Source organism: Chitinophaga sp. CF418 (assembly GCF_900142925.1).
Taxonomy (GTDB): Bacteria; Bacteroidota; Bacteroidia; order Chitinophagales; family Chitinophagaceae; genus Chitinophaga.
Map to the genome: position 1 here is coordinate 436906 of NZ_FRCN01000001.1, position 18582 is coordinate 455487.

Annotated in this window: 14 protein-coding genes; 2 read left to right on the plus strand and 12 right to left on the minus strand. The window is 44.9% G+C overall.

Annotated elements, in window-relative coordinates; translation table 11 throughout:
* Positions 1-19: 19 nt before the first annotated feature.
* Together F3I09_RS01830 and F3I09_RS01835 are read right to left on the minus strand one after the other, a co-directional pair.
* Positions 20-964 (minus strand): hypothetical protein, encoded by a 945-nt coding sequence (locus tag F3I09_RS01830; RefSeq protein ID WP_149693331.1) that lies wholly within the window; start codon positions 962-964, stop codon positions 20-22.
* A gap of 55 nt (positions 965-1019) precedes the next feature.
* On the minus strand, positions 1020-1886 hold the full coding sequence (locus tag F3I09_RS01835; RefSeq protein ID WP_149693332.1) for a hypothetical protein: 867 nt from the start codon (positions 1884-1886) through the stop codon (positions 1020-1022).
* 579 nt (positions 1887-2465) lie between these two features.
* Here F3I09_RS01835 and F3I09_RS01840 point away from each other — a divergent pair.
* On the plus strand, positions 2466-2681 hold the full coding sequence (locus F3I09_RS01840) for a hypothetical protein (protein WP_149693333.1): 216 nt from the start codon (positions 2466-2468) through the stop codon (positions 2679-2681).
* 329 nt (positions 2682-3010) lie between these two features.
* On the opposite strand, the gene F3I09_RS01845 is transcribed toward F3I09_RS01840, so the two are convergent.
* The 4 genes from F3I09_RS01845 to F3I09_RS01860 all read right to left on the minus strand — a co-directional run bounded on the left by F3I09_RS01845 (position 3011) and on the right by F3I09_RS01860 (position 8850).
* Positions 3011-4522, minus strand: a complete 1512-nt coding sequence (locus tag F3I09_RS01845; protein WP_149693334.1) for a RagB/SusD family nutrient uptake outer membrane protein — start codon at positions 4520-4522, stop codon at positions 3011-3013.
* A gap of 17 nt (positions 4523-4539) precedes the next feature.
* Positions 4540-7566 (minus strand): TonB-dependent receptor, encoded by a 3027-nt coding sequence (locus F3I09_RS01850; RefSeq protein WP_149693335.1) that lies wholly within the window; start codon positions 7564-7566, stop codon positions 4540-4542.
* 315 nt (positions 7567-7881) lie between these two features.
* Positions 7882-8355 carry a hypothetical protein gene (locus tag F3I09_RS01855; protein WP_149693336.1) on the minus strand — a complete coding sequence of 158 codons (474 nt, stop codon included), beginning with the start codon at positions 8353-8355 and terminating at the stop codon, positions 7882-7884.
* 51 nt (positions 8356-8406) lie between these two features.
* Complete coding sequence (locus tag F3I09_RS01860; RefSeq protein WP_149693337.1) at positions 8407-8850, minus strand: hypothetical protein; 444 nt, start codon at positions 8848-8850, stop codon at positions 8407-8409.
* A gap of 253 nt (positions 8851-9103) precedes the next feature.
* On the opposite strand from F3I09_RS01860, the gene F3I09_RS01865 reads away from it, so the two are divergent.
* The gene (locus F3I09_RS01865; protein ID WP_149693338.1) at positions 9104-9763 is read left to right on the plus strand and encodes a fibrobacter succinogenes major paralogous domain-containing protein; all 660 of its coding nucleotides are present in this window, start codon (positions 9104-9106) and stop codon (positions 9761-9763) included.
* A 683-nt stretch (positions 9764-10446) separates the two neighbouring features.
* Here the strand turns inward: F3I09_RS01865 and F3I09_RS01870 are convergent.
* From F3I09_RS01870 to F3I09_RS01895, 6 genes are all read right to left on the minus strand, one after another.
* Entirely contained in the window at positions 10447-10767 is a 321-nt protein-coding gene (locus F3I09_RS01870; protein ID WP_149693339.1) for a hypothetical protein, read from the minus strand.
* Positions 10768-10869: 102 nt separating this feature from the next.
* Positions 10870-11334 (minus strand): c-type cytochrome, encoded by a 465-nt coding sequence (locus F3I09_RS01875; protein ID WP_149693340.1) that lies wholly within the window; start codon positions 11332-11334, stop codon positions 10870-10872.
* Between the two features lie 74 nt (positions 11335-11408).
* Positions 11409-12425 (minus strand): DUF4421 domain-containing protein, encoded by a 1017-nt coding sequence (locus F3I09_RS01880; protein WP_149693341.1) that lies wholly within the window; start codon positions 12423-12425, stop codon positions 11409-11411.
* Between the two features lies 1 nt (position 12426).
* Positions 12427-13782: an alpha-L-fucosidase gene (locus F3I09_RS01885; RefSeq protein ID WP_149693342.1), complete on the minus strand. Its 1356-nt coding sequence runs from the start codon at positions 13780-13782 to the stop codon at positions 12427-12429.
* Positions 13783-13973: 191 nt separating this feature from the next.
* Positions 13974-15263 (minus strand): RagB/SusD family nutrient uptake outer membrane protein, encoded by a 1290-nt coding sequence (locus F3I09_RS01890; protein ID WP_149693343.1) that lies wholly within the window; start codon positions 15261-15263, stop codon positions 13974-13976.
* A 19-nt stretch (positions 15264-15282) separates the two neighbouring features.
* The gene (locus tag F3I09_RS01895) at positions 15283-18405 is read right to left on the minus strand and encodes a SusC/RagA family TonB-linked outer membrane protein (RefSeq protein WP_149693344.1); all 3123 of its coding nucleotides are present in this window, start codon (positions 18403-18405) and stop codon (positions 15283-15285) included.
* Between the last annotated feature and the right edge of the window lie 177 nt (positions 18406-18582).

Consider the following 18582-nt stretch of genomic DNA (forward strand, 5'->3'; position numbering starts at 1 on the left):
ACTGTTAATAAGCTGTCTGTTACATGGCCAATCTGCTTAAAAGGATCTGCGCCCTGTTATCCAGTTCCTGCAGCCTTCTTTCCAGTTGCAGTTGCGAAGCTTCTATCTCCCGCATAACGGTATCTTTAAAGTCCTTTCTCTTAGAGCCTTTGATCTCACCCCTGTTATATTCATTGATGTCTCTTATCTTTAAATTCAAGGTGAAGATATTGGCACTATGCAGTTCACCCAATGCATAATTAAACCATTCCCTTACCTCAGTGGCTTTCGCTTCACTTTCCCAGAGGTCCGCCACCATTTTTTCATATCCGCTATGTTTCCTGTTGATGTCCTCAAATGCTTCATTATAGCTGTTCACCGCATCTGTAAGCACCTGCATAGCCTGCGCGTCGTCAAATGCATGCCTTGCCGTGAATTTAAAGGCATCTTTCAGGTCTTTTGCCTCGTTCGTATAATTATTAATAGCAGCAGCCAGCTGCGGGTAAAAGTCCTTCCTTCTTCTGTCAAGATCTATCTGATCTTTCAGATCTTCCAGTTTAATGTTGGTCATCTTCTGGATCTCGTCTCTGAAGGCGACTAAGGACTGCTCTATACCGTCCTGTTTTACTCCCAGCTGCAACAGCCCATTCTTGATCTCGTTGTTACTTCTGGCAACAGCGCGGGTAAGAATATCCTTAGGAGAATCCCCAACAATGAATACAGTGGCAATGCTACTATCCTTCGGCACTGCTACACTTCCTCCTGGTGGGTACAGGATGCTCTGGTCACTATCCACCAGTTCCAGTGTTACCGTACTGACGTTGTTGTTAATAGGAATGATGAACTGTCCATCTGTACCGGTAGTTCCTCTACCCTGGTCCACCAGCCTGACGGAGATATTGTTCAGCGCTTTACTTCCATCGAAAAGCACTACCCTTCCTTTAAACCTTCTTACGTTCTGGCTGAAACAAAAATGAGTAAGCAATAGCAAGCATATTGCAAGGCAGCATCTCAAACATCCTTTTGGCATATGTATCAGATTAAGGGGTCTTATCTATTCTCAGATCAATTGGTATTGTTGATGAAATAGTCACTACTTCGTTGAACCTGGTGATCCCATCCGTAACAATCTTCAGCTGCGCCTTCTCTCCTGCTGGCAATGGAACTGTCAGGGAAAAATTGCCATTGGGATCTGTATAACAGATGGCCAGTCCACTGGAAAAATCAAGTAACGCATGCCCTACAGCCATGTTCTTCTGATCAAGCACGGAACCTCTGACCAATGTAGACGTTGATTCCCGGGTCCTGTTAACATGGATATCCACATAGTCATCATTTTTAGAGATCAGCACTTCATTGGAATCTGCCAGCTGATAGTTCTTAATGGAAGGTAATATCCTGACTTTTCTGTTGTTATACTTTTCGGGTATGTTATAGAACGCCACCTCACCATCATGGATATTCACTGTCTTAGGCTCTTTTCCTATATATAACGTTACCGTACCTTCATTCAAGGCATTCATGGGCTGATCATTGCTGACAATACGCATTTTCAAATCAAACTGTTCCTTCTTGTTGTAGTTTGGCATAATAAAGCCACCGCCCACAACGAGGACAAATATCACGATGGGCCCTGTCAACTGTAGCTTTCCGTAAGAGACGCTTTCATTTGATGTAAAGGAGGCATATGACTTCATGGCGCCTGCCAGGAAAGCTGCACTACTGAATCCGAGGGGGATGAGAATGATGTAATAAATATTTCCTGTGATCCCAAGGTCCTCTAACTTTTTACCATAGAAGATCAATGTGCCCGCAGCCAGGAAGGACAACAGGAAAGCCGCCCCACTGATCCATATCCAGTTCATACGGCGCCTTGGGGCTGAGCGTCCGTTTGCAACAGTCTTCATAATATCATTCGCATGAGCTTATAATCAAGCCATAGAAAATAAATGCTATTGGTGATAAACGCTATTGGTGATTGGCATACTATATCCGCCCGGCTATATACCTGGATTATTACTTTTAGTGTTGAATGAAATATGGCAGCCTCACATGTATTTCATCTTCGTGCTACGCGCTTGAACCATCATCTTATCACATTGTAGAGGAAATTGGGGTGAGGGGTCTTTATAACGAATTTGCTTATGTTAAGTTATAAATATTTTTCCAAACTGCTATCAGTATTTTTTATTACTGTATAAAATTGGCTAATAGATGAAATGCAATACCGTACAGGGCCATAGGAGATTATTATAATTTATTTATTTCAATCATCGATCCACAGTAGTGATGTTGGTAATAGAAAGAAGCCATAGACAAACACCCATATTTCATCACATTGGACACGTTGAGACTTATCTGTTCCTAATATTTAAATTGTAGCTAAATTCAATACGATTTTAATGGTGGCTAAAAATTTTGTCCACCAATTAATAATTACTTAGTTTAGTGTTGTAATTCAATATTTAAAACAAAAACTGTATTAAATGTCGGAAAGTCAATTTGAAACATTATTAGCAACCGTAAAATCAATGGAATCTAAATTTGACAAGAGATTCGATTCTGTTGAAAATAGATTAGATCAAGTTGAAGTAGAATTAGTTGGTATTAAAGGAGAGTTGAAAAGGCTCGAACATTGGACGCCTTATAATGCAAATCAAGATACTGTCACCAAATTGGCAGCTATCAATGGCCGTAAGTAAGTAAACAATTGTCTACTATACCCCTAAATGAATTGAACCTTATCAGTTACCTGATAAGGTTTTTTATTTTACAAATCAGCTTTCTTTGGTAAGACGATCTTTCTTTATAATCAATGGCTTACTTGATCTAATACGGTTCGGATCGGTAGTTTTTAAAATTGATAGACAGGCTTAAAACAGCGCTTAGAAGATAGAAAACAGAAAGAAGCTGCCAATACTTTGACGCTTCTTTCTGTTTTCCTTTATGTTGCCCCCTCTCATTGCTCCGGATGGTCATGCGGCAGGTAATGCAAACACCAGCTCTTCGACGATCGTTCTTCTTTGCAGCATCAATAGTCCTCATTCTGTTCCAGCGAAAGGTAACTATCCACTTCTGTTTGCGGGAAGGGGAATACGTAATTCTTCGGCAGGAACTTCCTGTTCACACCACCGGGATTTACAACCGCGGGCAACACTGTAGCAGCTGTCTTCCATCTCAACAAGTCGAAGTACCGCAATCCTTCCAATGCAAACTCCACTCTCCTCTCCTGCCTGATGCGCAACCGCATTTCATCCTGCGACAAACCTGCAGATAATGGAGGCTGTTGTACGCTCTTACGGCCACGCACAGCATTCACTGCGTCATATACACTCTGATCAGGACCGCTCACTTCATTCTTTGCTTCTGCATACATCAGCAGGATATCTGCATAACGGATCAGCACGAAATCCTGGTCACTGCGGGTGGAATAATCTGTCGGTGCTCTTGTGGTATCGAGGTATTTCTTTACAAGAAATCCTGTCCTGTTATTCCCATCTTTCGCCGGATTAAAGATTCCATCCGCACCATACTTCCAGGGATCACCCGGCACATAGATCGTCCTACGCAAACGGGCATCACGATTATCATAAGGATGTGCAGGATCATACAAAGGAGATTCGGTGATCTTCTTTCCATCCTTACACTCAAAAGCATCTGCCAGTCCTTTGATAGGCTGTATACGTTCCCATTGGTCCCATCCCATCTGATAATCTATTGTATTGATCAGGTTAGGCAACTGGTAACGGGCAGAAAAGATGATCTCAGGATTGTTATTCTGGCCAGGCTTTACAAACAAACCATAGAATTCATCTGCAATACGGAACTTCCCACCATCTATGATCTGCTTCGCAGTAGCTGCAGCTTCTGTCCATCGTTCGTTATACAACAATACTCTTGCCTTCAGTCCAAGCGCTGTTGCCTTAACGATCTTACCACTGTACACTTCATCCGGCAACGACAACAAAGCAGTGTCTATATCTTTCAATACCTGCTCTACCACCTGCGCCTTCGTGCTCTTCTTCATATCCTTTGCATAGTCCAGCTCCTCAGGTTTCAATGTGATGATCACACCTCCATATGTCTTGCATAACTGGGAATAATAATAAGCCCGCAGAAAATATATCTGTGCTTTATATTGTGCTGTTGTAGCAACATTCAGTCTGGCTTTATCCACATTTGCCAGAAAATAATTGCAGGTAGCGATCGCCTTATAATTCAGATTATACATATCATTCACTATACCGCCTGTAGTCGCTTCCAGTTGTGAAGTAGCAATACTGTTGAAAGCTCCGGTACGTGGCCAGGCATCATCAGAAATACCATCCCAGTACATGGTGAATGCACCAAAGCCTTCGGATATGGTGTTATTGTCAGACTGTGCAGACAGCAGCGCATAACAACCCGTGAGCGCCAGTTTTACATCTTCTTCTGACTTCCAGAAATTGTTACCAGATACTTTATCAAGAGGGTCTTTGTCGAGGTAATTGCTGCTGCAGGCCATCATGCCCGATAGCAGCAAAAAGTATATAATGTTTTTCATGACGTGTTTTTTAATGATCAGAAAGTAACCCTTCCACCGAAGGAATAAACTTTATTCTGTGGATAGTTCACAAAATTGCCACCTCCGCTCCGCTCAGGATCAAGCCCCGGATAGCCAGTGAACGTAAGCAGATTATCTCCCGCGAAGTATACTCTGAGCGCCGTAATACCTGCTCTTTTTAATAATGCTGCTTTCACATTATATCCCAGCTGCACATTCTTCAAACGGAAGAAGGAAGCATCTTTCAGGAAGAAGTCAGAAGGAGATGAAGAGATAGGGCCATAACCCTGCACATAGATATGTGGCAATGTGGCGCCTTTATTTTCAGGCGTCCATGCGTCTCTCCATTCAGTGGTCGGCGGTGTGGATTGCCTGAAAGGTTCCAGTCCCCAGCCAGTCACATAAAACTTCTGTCCTTGCACACCATAGAAGAATGCAGAGAGATCAAAATTCCGCCAGGCTGCATTGAGATTAAAAGAGTAGTTAAAATTAGGGAACGCACCATCTACATAAGTCCTGTCAGACGCGTTGATCTTCCCGTCGTTGTTCACATCCCTGTACTTCAGATCACCAGGTTTGGGAGTGTATTGTTGTTGCGGAGAATTTTTAATCTCATCATCCGACTGGAAAATACCTGTTACCTGGTACACGTAAAAAGTCTCCCAGGGCACTCCTTCTTCCCTGATAGCAGTTCCTGTTATCTCACGTGCGCCGAATTTCACCAGCTCGTTCTTATAGGTCTGGAAATTCACTCCCACGCCATACGAGAACTCTCCTATCCTGTTGTTGTAGTTAACACCAAACTCCCAGCCGACATTCTGCATGGTACCTCTGTTCACAGTAGGAGCGCTTAATCCCAGCCATCCCGGCACCTGCGCGGCCCGCAGGATGTTGAAGGTGCGTTTGTTATACCAGTCGGCCGTTATACTGAGCTTATTCTCAAGCACAGCAAAGTCTACTCCGACATCAAACACCTGGGTAGTTTCCCAGCGGATGTTCTGGTCAACAAGGGCTGTACGTAAGACGCCCGGCGATAATACCGTGTTATCCATCGGATAATTATATCCTACTGTCAGGATGCTCTGATAAGGATAGTTACCTATATTCTGATTGCCCAATCTACCCCACGATGCACGCAGTTTCAGGTCGGTGAGCCATGATGATCCTTTCAGAAAAGGTTCCTGTCCTATGCGCCAGCCGGCAGAGAAAGAAGGGAACAATCCCCAGCGGGTATCTTTTTTGAAACGTGAAGAGCCATCATATCGCACGTTTGCTTCGAAGAGATATTTATCACGATAATCATAGTTCAGACGACCATAATAAGAACGCAATGACCACTCATAAGCCGTACCTCCGGTAGTTTGTCCGTCGGCGCCAGCGGCATTCAATTCAGACAGATCATTGTTGGGAAAGTCCCGCCTGTAACCATTCAGACTTTCCTGTTTAAAATATTCCTCCTGCGCTCCTCCCAATACTTTGAAAGTATGATCACCAAACTTTCTGTTGTAGGTCAGCTGTGTGTAGATGATAGGATAAATGTTGTTGTTGTCTGTAACGATCAGTCCTTTGGTACCAACATCCAGGTTAGTGGCAAATTGGCCGGTAAACCAATCATATTGTGGAATCACCGGGCGGAAGTCTTTTACCTTATTAAAGTTGAAGTTAAACCCTCCTCTTGTTTCCCAGCTCAATCCTTCCAGCACTTTTACATTCAGAAAGAGATTGCTTTGCAGATAATAGGCGCGATCTGAAGCCTGCACATTTTCAGCAATAGCAACGGGATTCTTGTTGTGATATACATAAGGGTCTCCTCTGTAGGTGTAATGTCCGGTACCATCAGGCACTACAGGTCCATACATAGGCGCCTGTGATAAAGCAGCGAGGAACTGGTCCTGTGCACCCTGACGGGGGTATTTACGGTCATTATAATTGAAGTTCATGTTCACGCCGAATGTGACTCTTTTATTCACTTCGGAGGTCAGGTTGAACTGTAATGTGTATTTCTTATTCGCAAACCCCAGCATGGTACCCGGTTCATCTGTGAGGCCCATTCCCACCGTATAGTTCGTACCTGCCCTGCCACCGCTGACATTCAGGTAATGGTTCTGTACATAGGTTGTACGAAAGAGTACATCCAGCCAGTTCACATCCGGGTAGCGTGTTTTGTCCGTAGCATTACGGTACTGGTCAATGAAGCTGGCAGGATATGCGGCCGCCTGACCGGAATGCACCAGGGCTTTATTGTATAGCTCCATGTATTCTACGGAATTGGTGATCAGCTTCAGCATACGGGTAGGGGAAGTGATACCCATATTGTAGCTGTATTCCAAATGCAGGCCGTTTTTAGCGCCTTGTTTTGTTGTGACGAGTATAACGCCATTAGCAGCACGGGTGCCGTAAATCGAAGCGGAAGCGGCATCTTTCAGCACCGTGACGGACTCAATATCATTTGGATTAAGCGCCGTAAGGTTACCCGGTATACCATTTACGATCACCAGCGGATCATTACCGGCGCCACTGTAAGTGCCTTGTCCGCGAACGCGCAGGCTGACACCCTGGTTGCCCGGCTCTCCGGAGTTCTCTACCACCGTCAGACCAGGAAGCTTTCCCTGTAACATAGTGGCCGGATTTGTCACTACACGTTTGTTCAGTTCTGCTGAATTGACCGTTACAACAGCGCCCGTCAGGTTTACTTTCTTCTGGGTGCCATATCCTACTACGATGACGTCATTGAGAGCAGTCGCGGTTTCTGCAAGGCTGACGTTTAATTCCTTCTGTCCGGCCACAGGAATACGCTCTTCCTTATAACCGATAAAGCTGAACTTCAGCGTTCCTGAGGCCGCGACATTGATCCTGAATTGGCCGGCGTTGTCGGTCTGTGTTCCGGTCTTCTCATTACCGGCAACGGTGACCGTTACTCCGGGCATTGGGTTTCCCCGACTGTCTTTTACAGTACCGGTGACGATTGAAGGAGGGCTTGACTGTCCCCAGAGCATAAGGGGGAGGATCAAGAGTAGAGTCAACAGGGTTTTGATTTTTTTCATAGCGTGAATTTTTCAGATGAGGGTTTCTGGCTACAGTAGTGGAAATGAGGGCTTTTGTGGAATTTAGCTGTACTGAAATTAAGTATTATGCAAACGTTTTCATAAGTCAATGCACAAAACAGGAATATCATATCATAAATTGTTAAAAAACAATCACAGACATGAAAAGAGGCAATGCTGAGTGTAATTGAAAAATGCACCAGATGCGTTCGCAACGGAGACTGATTAGGGAACACGCTTGGTATTACGGAGGGAACAGAAGCGATATGGTGTGAAGTAATGCAGCGAGGGGCCAGATATCCTCCTATGATTGATTTATGCTAATTTTTCCACGAAGTACTCAAGCGTGTTGAATGGTCCATAAGATTCCCATTTCCCACTCCGGATAAACTCTTCTACTAAGGAGATAAACTCACCGCGTTTATTCCATTTGTATCTATTATTACGGTTCAGGATAATAAAGTTGAACTCAGCCAAAGGCTCATTCAGATCTGACGTCAACATTCCAAACGCCAGAATATCTTCGGGAACGCTGATCAACTTTCCATCAACAGCACATATGTAGTTAGCTGCCACTCTTACTTTATCACCCCGTTCAATATGATAAAGCAGGCTTTCCTTCAGAGGATGCTTATTCAAACAGCTGATGTGCAAACCGGCATCACCGAATACAAACAGCGGGTCTTTAGTATTACTTGTCAACGGCGGCGTCAGCATAAACTCCTTGCTACTATCCAATATTTGCCCGCATAGTGGACATTGACTTAATCCTTCAAATACGATTGCCATTTGGAAATTGTATTAAAGGCTTCAGAGAAATTCCGAAGCCTTTTAGTATTGTCAATTAAAATAGATATCAATGTAATCCACAACATTATTCCCTTCACAATTCTCCATCTCCTGCAGCCTCCAGTATTTTCTCGCGCCTTTGGCAAGGAAATGATAGGTACCAGTCCTTTCACACACATTCCCTGCGTTAATACTTTCGTACAGGCTTTTGATAGTTCCCGTGAATATCAGCTCACTGGCAGAAGTGACCTTCAGGGTTCCATCAATCGTTACAAAGCTCTTACTTGCTGCATCCCGCTGCTCCCCTTTGATAGTATAAGTACTCTTTTTCTTTTTGCGGATCTGTACTTTACCGGGCTTGTCCCAGCTGATCCATTGGAGGGTGAAATTGTGAGCGCCTTCGCGGAGGGCAGGGGCAACTTTTTTCTGGGCATAGGTGCTGTGAGTAGCGGTCAGGATAAAAACCACCAACAGCCAGGCGGATATTTTTTTCATGTTCAAATGAGTGATTTACGCGCTTAAATTTATACAAATTAATGGGAGTTCTATATATCAGTGTTCTGTCGGGGTTATTATTGTGCCTTTATTATCTGTCGTCATTTTAAAACCATAACCGGCCTGCTGGACTCTTTTTTTCATATTGCCAAGCCCATTACCACTTGCTATCTGATTGATATGGGAGGGTGGGGCAATACCTCCCTACAGTGGTTCAGATTTAATTACTATCTTACTTCAAACACCAATCCCTATGCACAAACTCTTTCTTATCCTCATTACCATGCTCTCCCTTGACACCTATGCTCAAATCGAAGAGACGCCAATCAATGCTCCTAAAAGACCACCGACTACCGCCATCGGCACACAAACCTGGACAACTTCTAACCTCGATGTTGAACATTTCCGCAACGGTGATGCCATCCCTGAAGTGACCAGCAATGAGCAATGGCAAAAGGCATGGAATGACGGTACACCGGCCTGGTGTTACTATGAATACGACAAAGCTAATGGCATTAAATACGGTAAATTATATAACTGGTATGCTATTACTGATGCGAGAGGACTGGCTCCCAAAGGCTGGCACATTCCCCGTATCACGGAGTGGGATACGTTGATTAACTATCTCGGCAAAGACCAGGTATTTGACAAAGTAGTAGACAAAACCGGCTGGATGACAGGCTTATCCAAAACATCCAATGCAAGTGAGTTAAGCATCCTTGCAGGAGGCATGAGAAGCATGACCGGTTTCGCAGGGATAGATACTGAAACCCATTTCTGGGCCTTCCCAAAAGATGTGAAAAATTATTCTAATGCACTTATCATCATGATCAGCATCAATTCAGCGCCGGGGATTGATAAGGCATATGGCATGGAGAAGGATGGCATGTATGTGCGCTGTGTGAAAGACTGAACACTCCGGTTCGACCATGCTACAAATAAGGATACAATCAGGTATTAACTTCGTTTCTCCTATGTCCATCTTACGTTCATCCTAGGTTCAAAGACGTAAGATGAACGTAAGATGGACATAGGAGAAACGAAGCTTGATCCTTGTCTTATGCTTATTAAAAGCTTACATCAAAAAGGCTCCAATTCGCTTATGATGGCCTTGAGATCCGGTAGAGACTATAGCCTATAGGCGCTCTACTATAGCATTATAGGCACTGTTCTATAGCCAACGCTATACAAAAGCTATTGTAATGCAGGACTAGAGAGCCTATAGATAGGAAGTCGAAGCGAATCTCAAGCGAAGTCGGACCGGATCCAGACTGGGTTTAAAACGGGAGCACCTACCTCCCCAGCGGGTAATTTGACCCTTACAGGCGCAAAATATCTAATATATCCACTTTGCAGAACAAAGCAAATATGCTCTTATGACGCGATTTTGACGGCTCGTGATCGATTTTCGCCGTCTCGTGTACTTTTTTTTTAACCGCTTTTATATCATCCCTAACATTGTACTGTGAATCACAAAAGTGCAGTGACCGGGTGAAGAAGCGTCCCTTTCCCGGAGTAACGAACGGCAACAAGTTCTTTGACATAAAAAAGACCGCCTCAATGAGACGGCCTTTCTAAAAATTTCATGAAAGCGTGTTACTTCTTCTCGAGCTGATATTTGGGTATCACCAGGAAGTGTACGATCGTGTGGGCTGCCAAAGACAGCACGACCACGATACCGGGAATCAGCAATTGTTTACCCGGCGTATCAAATACATCCAGTATGCCTGATTCATTCTTACCGGCATACAACACAGCCAGTAAAAACGCCAGTCCGCCTGCGATCCATAAGGTAAGATGAGAATAAAAGTATCTCAGCTTCCGGTACCCGCTCTTTCCAAACGAGGTGAACAGCAGAAAAACGTGGGCAATGAAAAATACCAGTGCCAGGGCAAAGAGGGAGTTAAAAGCAGTCATAAGTGTCTTTTGAAGTTGTGAGGTTTTGTAATAGTTAATACGACAACAGGTAGATGTATCTATATAAAGATATCATATTTAACTATTCCCTCCAAACACTGATTAATGCTGCTGAGGCGCCTCCTGCGTTACCGGTGGTGTTGGTGGTGCCGGTGGTGCTAGTGATGCGGGCGGTTTAGACGCCGGTTCCTTCTGCCCGTTGTGACAGGTATAACAGGTTATTGTCATCATCGGCGCGCCCTGTTCATCCTTACCGGATTTGAAATATTTCTTATTGATGCGCATTGTCATTTTCAGCATCTCCCGGGCTGTTTCTTTTTCTTCCTTATCGTCACTGGCAAAATCCAGCTTCTTCGGATTGTCTGTCTGTCTGACATGGCAAAAGTCGCATTTTACACCCAGTGCCTTGTTATAACTGCGCATCTCTTTCTCCAGGTCTTCATGGCTGATGTTTTTAGGCAATACTTTCAGATTCTTTGCTCTTTCTTCCTGGGGTAGTGATAGTGAACATAACGTCGCTGCCAGCAACAGGGACAGCGGTACAAGATAAGACCGTTTTAAATGCATAACTGTTATAATATTAAGCTTCCTTAAATTCAGGCTAGGAACTTACAAAAAAGTATTTACACTCTTGCAATTTATTATATGACTCCCAGGATTCTATGTTTAAGCGCCGAAAAACGGTATCCGAATGTGATGGAGAAATCACTGTTCTGCAGGTGAAGATGGGCCGCCGGCAGGTGATTACGGGTATAGTCATGGCTGGCGCTGAGATAGCTAAAAAAATGCTCGCCATTATATCCGCAGTTCACACGTCCCAGTGCACTGTATACCAGCGTGATCTGCTTCGGATTAAAACGGCTGTCGTACAGCGGATATTGACCGCCAGCGCCGAGCAGTAAGGTCGGACTGATACTCCAGTGCCCGTCATCCATCACCAGGTTGTAGGAATAACCTACATAACCGATCGCGGAAACCCAGGTAGGTTGTGGCTTTACGAGCTCATACACCATAGAGTCCTTATACTCGTCGCCTATCAGGTTTGCATGTGAGAAGCTGAATTGCTGGTATTCAGGGCTGATCATAAACATCCAACTACCGGCGGAGCGCTGCTGTAATTTGCTGTAATAATTTGCAGCAGTATAGGAAAAGTGTTTAGGGTTAGCAAAGAGATAAAGGTTTAATGCATATTTCCGGTAGCGGATATCTTCAAATGTAACAGGCGGCTCATTGCGACGACGGCGAACTTCAAACAGCATCCCGTTCACATGCTGATAACCGGCTTCTATTCCAAACCGGCTACCGAACTGCGACAATTCCAGGTTACGGCTACGCAGGCCTGTTTTCCGGTCGGCCAGACTGGTATAAGGCAGTGTGAATTCGTAAAAGAGTGAAAGGTATTTGTAGTTGACGTTTATCCCGGTATAGCCGCTGTTATTGGCCAGCAGGTGCAGAAAATCACGGGGCGTCTTCTTGGTCTGGAAAATGAAGCTGCTGCCGGCATAACCACCGTACAGCTGTATATTATTATCTTTCTGAAAAGGCTTTACCCATGCAGTATCATTTGCATGCTGAGCGTACAAACAGCCTGCTCCCGAAAATAGAAAAAGAAGGAACAGGCTGATGTGCAGTTGTAGGTTTAAAAAAAAATACTTCATCTCATCTCAAAGTCAACTCTATCACAGGTATTTCTACCAAAGGCTTTTTTACAGGCAGTGAAAGCACAAGATCCTTACTTCCCTGATTTTCCGTTCCAAGATACTTTATTTCTGAATTATCATGCAGGAATTGGACATATTTAACTTTTTGATCAAATCCTGGCAGTACCAGTTTACCGAATGGATATACCAGTACGTGTACATACAATTTCCTGGTTACAGGGTTGTAAGTCAGCATAGTGCCGGGAGGCGCCTTGAACTCGTCCGGAGCCTGTGTACAGCCATATATGGACTTACTGTTCAGCTGCATCCACTCCCCCATCGCACTTAATGCATCCTTTGCACGGTAATCGAACAAACCACGGGCAGTAGGCCCCACATTCAGCAAAAGGTTACCGCCCTTGCTTACAGACCCGATAAGAAGCTGTAATAGCTGATCGGGGCTTTTCCAGCTATCTTCATCCCGGTGATAACCCCAGGAGCCGGAAAAGGTCTGGCAGGTCTCCCAGGGCACCTTTTTGCCATTTACTGTGGGCCAGTCTGATACCACCACCTGCTCCGGCGTTACGAAGTCAAATCCGTCTTCATAATCGTCCAGATCTAAACGGTTATCCACAATAATGCCCGGCTGGAGTTTATGCATCATCTTCATCAGTTCCTCAGCGCCCCAGTCATCATGGCCTTTCCCATTCTTGCCAGGATAGGAAAAGTCAAGCCACATAATATCGATCTTGCCGTAGTTGGTCAGCAGTTCTCTCACCTGGTTATGCAGATATTCACGGTATTTGCTCATATCCTTGCCCTGGTTCAACCGCGCATATGCAGTATCGCTGTCATTGGGCGGCTGTTGCGGATGATGTTTATCCACCGTAAAATCAGGATGGTGCCAGTCCAGCAGGGAATAGTAGAAACCTACCTTCAGCCCCTCAGCGCGGAAAGCTTCTACCCATTCCTTGATAAGGTCCCGCTTCGCGGGTGTATTAGTAGCTTTATAATCAGTGAATTTCGAATCGAACATGCAGAAACCCTCGTGATGCTTGGTAGTGATCACAGCATACTTCATACCGGCCGCCTTCGCAGCTTTCGCCCATTCCTTCGGATTATAGAGGTCAGGGTTGAACTGTTCAAAATATTTCTGATAATCCTCATTTGTCAGTTTCTCATATTTCTTCACCCATTCATGGCGGGCCGGCAAGGCGTATAAGCCCCAGTGAATGAACATACCAAAGCGGTCATTCGTCCACCAGGCAAGCCTTTTCTCCTTGTCTCCCGGCTTTTCATAGCCAATTCGTTTCTGTGAAAATGCAAAAGAGGAACAGCATAAGATTGCTATCAGCAATAGGTAACGTTTTCTCATAACGGAATCAAAAAGTGGCTTTTAAGGAAAGTGATCCTGTAACATATGTCCGGACCTTAAAACAAGATCCGGAATTCCTAAAATAACAAACTATTCCTGAATACCCAATACAAAATAAAGTAACCTGTAAAAAGAACGAAGCCGGAACCTGCATAACAGGCCCGGCTCCCTTGCTTTAAAGTGCCCCTATCCTAAAATGTTGGATCGTCCGGTATGTTGGTATTATCATTCCTCTCTACGAAAGGGAATGGCAACCAACTGCGTTTACGTTCCGCCACTGGTCTGCCGAACCTGCGCTGGTCTTCCAGTTCAAGTCCGCTCATGAACAGTTCTATATGACGATGCTTGTAGATCAATTCCAGCAGTCTGTCCTTCGTGGCCGCCACTTCAGCAGGCAACCCTGCTCCCACGCCAAACGGATCTGCTGCAGGTTGTTTGGTCACTACTTTGTTCAATTCCAGCAAACCGCTTACCAGGCTGTCTTTACGGGCATAACATTCTGCTTTGATCAGTGTGATCTCGCCGGGCAGATATACAGGAATGCTCTGGGTGGTAGCAGTAAAAAATCCTTTCACACGAAAACGCGGATTGGCGCCGATGCCTACGTAAAAAGGCACACGCTTATCTGCCAGATCAGGCTGTAATCCGACAGGAAGCCCCATTGCTGAATCCACCACCTGGTAAATGTTATTGGTAGCTGTTACCAGTGTGAAGATCGGGTTTGTGATCAGTGAATTGTAGTTGAAGGTGGAATAAACTGTTACCTGGTTGGCAGCGGCCAATGCAACATCATAATCGCCTGCAAATAAGGCATAACGCGCCTTCAAAGCATACAGGGTATTCACAATATCAACGCCTGCAGGTACGTTCGCTTTGAAGCCCGTGCTGATAGCATTGGCATTCACAACTGCCAGCGCATTATCAATCACGCGCACTGCCTTTCTGTATCCTTCCTGGCTGGTGATGAAAGACACGTTAACACCGGTAGTGTCCGGAACATGTGTCCAGAACATTGCAATATTACCCAGCGCAAGCGCCTTATACATCGAAGCATAAGCGATCACACCACTGGCATACCCTGGCTCCGTAATAACACCATTTGCAGCATTCAGCACACGGTTTGCATCAAAGATGATCTTATTGGACACTGCCCACATTCCTGTAACGACGGCATTCGTATTCTGCACAGCAGCTGCGCCGGTATTGAGCTGTCCTTCATCTGCATTACCGGCGTTGACAACATAGGTGCCGCGGGTCAGCAGGCTGGCTGTAGCAATAGATGTATATAAGGTACTTGTCCTGTTCGCAGTATACCAGTTCTGCAACCCTACGGCTACGTCTGTCAACGCATTTGCCGTACTGACAGCATCATCTGAAGCTGGCCCTGAGGGATCTGTATATTCTTTTTTACAAGATGCGGCCACCAACAGCAGCATACCTGCCAGAAAAGAACGGCTGTATTTATTGAGATACATTTTCATAAAACTACTTTTTGATGATTTAGAATCTGGCGCGAAGCGCTACATTATATGTCCTGGGAGCAGGCACGCTACCGAAATCAATACCACGCAATACAGTGCTTTGTCCTGCCGCATTTACCTCAGGATCATACCCTTTGTAGTTATCCCATGAATACAGGTTACGGCCGCCTACGCTGAGCGTCAGGTCACTCAGTCCTTTTATCTTACCGAAATTATAACTGAAAGCTACTTCTCTCAGTTTCACAAAAGAGCCATCATCTATCCTCCATTCCTGGATATTATAGCTACCTGCAATGAATCCACGGGGCAGCTGTCCCAGGTCTTCCTGTTCGGCTATCTTACCATTATCCACCCCTTGTCTTGTTCTGAAATCAGCGTTAAATACATCTACTCCCTGTACAATATCCAGTTGTGTATGCAGACTGAGTCTCTTATAGCTGAAATCGTTGGTGAGGGTACCTGTCCAATCCGGATTAGGATCGCCTATTTTCTTCTGTAAGGCAGTTACACCTGCAGTTGGCGGTAAACCAGTATTCGGATCTCTTGCAGGAGTATAGGAGAATGGTGAATGCTGTACACCGGCTTCTGTAACAGGAATTCCGTTAGGTTTTGTCAGCTTGTTACCATTCGCATCACGTGCGAAGAAGGTACCATAGAAGAAACCGATAGGCTCTCCGTTAGCAATAGCAACGGGGGCGCCACTCACGGTAGAATACAGGAGGATGGACTGTCCGATGTCGAGTGCTTTGTTCCTGTTACGGTTGAAGATAGCAGTCATGTCCCAGTTGAAACTTTTGTTCTTCACAGGCGCTACATTCAACACTACTTCAAAACCTTTGTTCTGCAATGAACCGATATTATCCAAACGGGTGCTGTAACCCTGTGTTGGCGCGATGGCGCGGGCTATCAGCAGGTCTTCCACCTTCTTGCTATAGTAGTTAACGGAGAGATTGATACGGTTATCCCAAAAGGCCAGATCTGTACCAAACTCCAGCTCCTGTTGTCTTTCAGGTTTGATACCAGGATTGGTGTAAGTAGTCGGAGATGTAAAAGATGCAGCACCGATAAAGGCAACTGCTCTATAGGTATTAAAACGGCCATAAGCAGGAATACCTGTCAGGTTGCCCGACTGACCATAAGCAGCCCTGAGTTTGAACAGGTTCCACCAGCCGGATACATTCAATGATTTCCAGTAATCAGTACCTGACAATACATAACTACCACTCAGCTTTGTATAGATCTGGTTACGCTCATCTTCACCAAATACGGAAGAACCGTCCATCCTCAACGCACCTGTGATGAAGAGCTGGTCGCGGTATTTGAAGTTCTGTTGTATATACTGACCGGAGATAGACAAACGGGTACGTTCATCTGCACCGGTAATAGGCGTAGCAGCACCACTCACTGTCTGCACAAACGGAGGCAAGCCTCTGCCCTGTTGCAGGGAATAATGACCACGTTGATATTGCAGGGAATATCCTACCTGTGTGACAGATGACAGATCAGGTGTGATCTGCGCATCGTAAGTAACATTCACATCATGGTTGATCAGGAAAGAATTATTAACACCTGTACTGGCATAACCATTCTGTGTAGGATCGAGTGTAGCGCCACCGCCAAAGAAACCAAGGCTTACATTGTATGCAAAAGGAGGAATAAAGGTGGTACCGTCCTGGCTGTAGTTATCGATACCCATGTGATAATCTATAGTCAGATTTTTAATTGGTCTCAGTTTAATACCAGCACCGGCAATCAACCTACTGGTCTGCTGTTGCTGTTGAAAATCCTCAATAACAGAAACAGGATTCACACGCCCGCGTTCTCCTACTGCCAGTAAGTTACCCAGTGAATTGCGCTGGTGAATATCATAATAGTTACCAATGATGGTTACTGAGTTGGTCGGAGAAAAGAAAGAGTTACCGTCGGGTTTTTCATTTGTTTTACTGTAGATGTAGTTCATAGTAGCATTAAAGCTGACCCATTTGTTGAGCTCCTGGTCCAGGTTTAAGCGGAAGCTGTAACGATTGAAATCTGTATTTCTTACTATGCCCTGATTATACAGATAACTGGCAGATGCATAATATCTTGTTTTGTTCTGCCCACCTGTTACAGATACATTGTTGTCTGTACCTATGCCTGTACGGAAGATATAATCCTGGTAGTCGTAACGTTTTACCGGAGTTGTACGCACGATGGTATCTGTCAGGATAGTTTGGGTGGAAACATCAGGTGTACCACCAAACTTAACAGGCGCCTGGTTTACGTCCAGTTTCTTACGTAGCTCGTTAACATTAAAGCTGGTAGAAAAGCTTACCACAGGAGCACCGCCTTTACCTTTCTTTGTAAAGATCTGCACCACACCTGCGTTGGCGCGTGAACCATAGATAGCAGCCGCAGCAGCGCCATTCAGCACTTCTATGCTTTCAATATCCGCAGGATTGATATCTACCATACGGTTCTGACCAACGCTACCTGCGAAGTTGCCACCAGCATAGGAAGCGTCTGCATTCGTTACACGGGTAGTGGAGTTATCAATGATCACGCCATCGATAATATACAGTGGTTCGGTAGAACCGCTGATAGTGCTGATACCACGCAGCTTTACGGACATACCACCTGCAGGATCGCCGGAATTCTGTGTGATCTGCGCGCCTGCGGTTTTACCTTGTAAAGCTGTCAATACGTTGCCGGTAGCACCTTTGGAGAGTTCATCAGACTTCACCGTACTGATATACGTACCTAGTTGTTTACGTGTAGTACCGAGAGATGCACCTGTTATTACTACTTCATCCAGTTTAGACACAAATGGGACCAACTGTTGATTGAGTGTATAAGATGCAGCAGTACCAACTGTTACCACACCTTCTGTCTGTGTAAAGCCTATCCCTGTAAACACCAGTGTATAACTGCCGGGCTTCAGGTCAGCATTGATGGTATAGACGCCATCTATTGAAGTCGTAGCGCCCAGTTTGGTTCCTCTGATAGCTACAGTAATACCGGGCAGGGTAGCGCCCGTTTCATCTGTTACTTTACCCGACAGCTTTACCTGCGCGAAAGCAGCAGAGGCAGTAAAACATTGCACGACCAGCAAAAGCAGCAGATACCTGCATCTGGCAAGCCGGAATAATTGATAGATTCTCATAACTAATTTTTAATAGTAAGCGAAAAGTAATGGCATGGATATTCCAGGTCATTCAGCAGCATTAGCGCTGAATAACTGATTGACCACACATTGGTTGATAAACGCGTTTACATGTACAATGAATTCCCCGTTATAACCGGGATAGTTAATAAGTTCTCATAACCAATTTTTAATAAT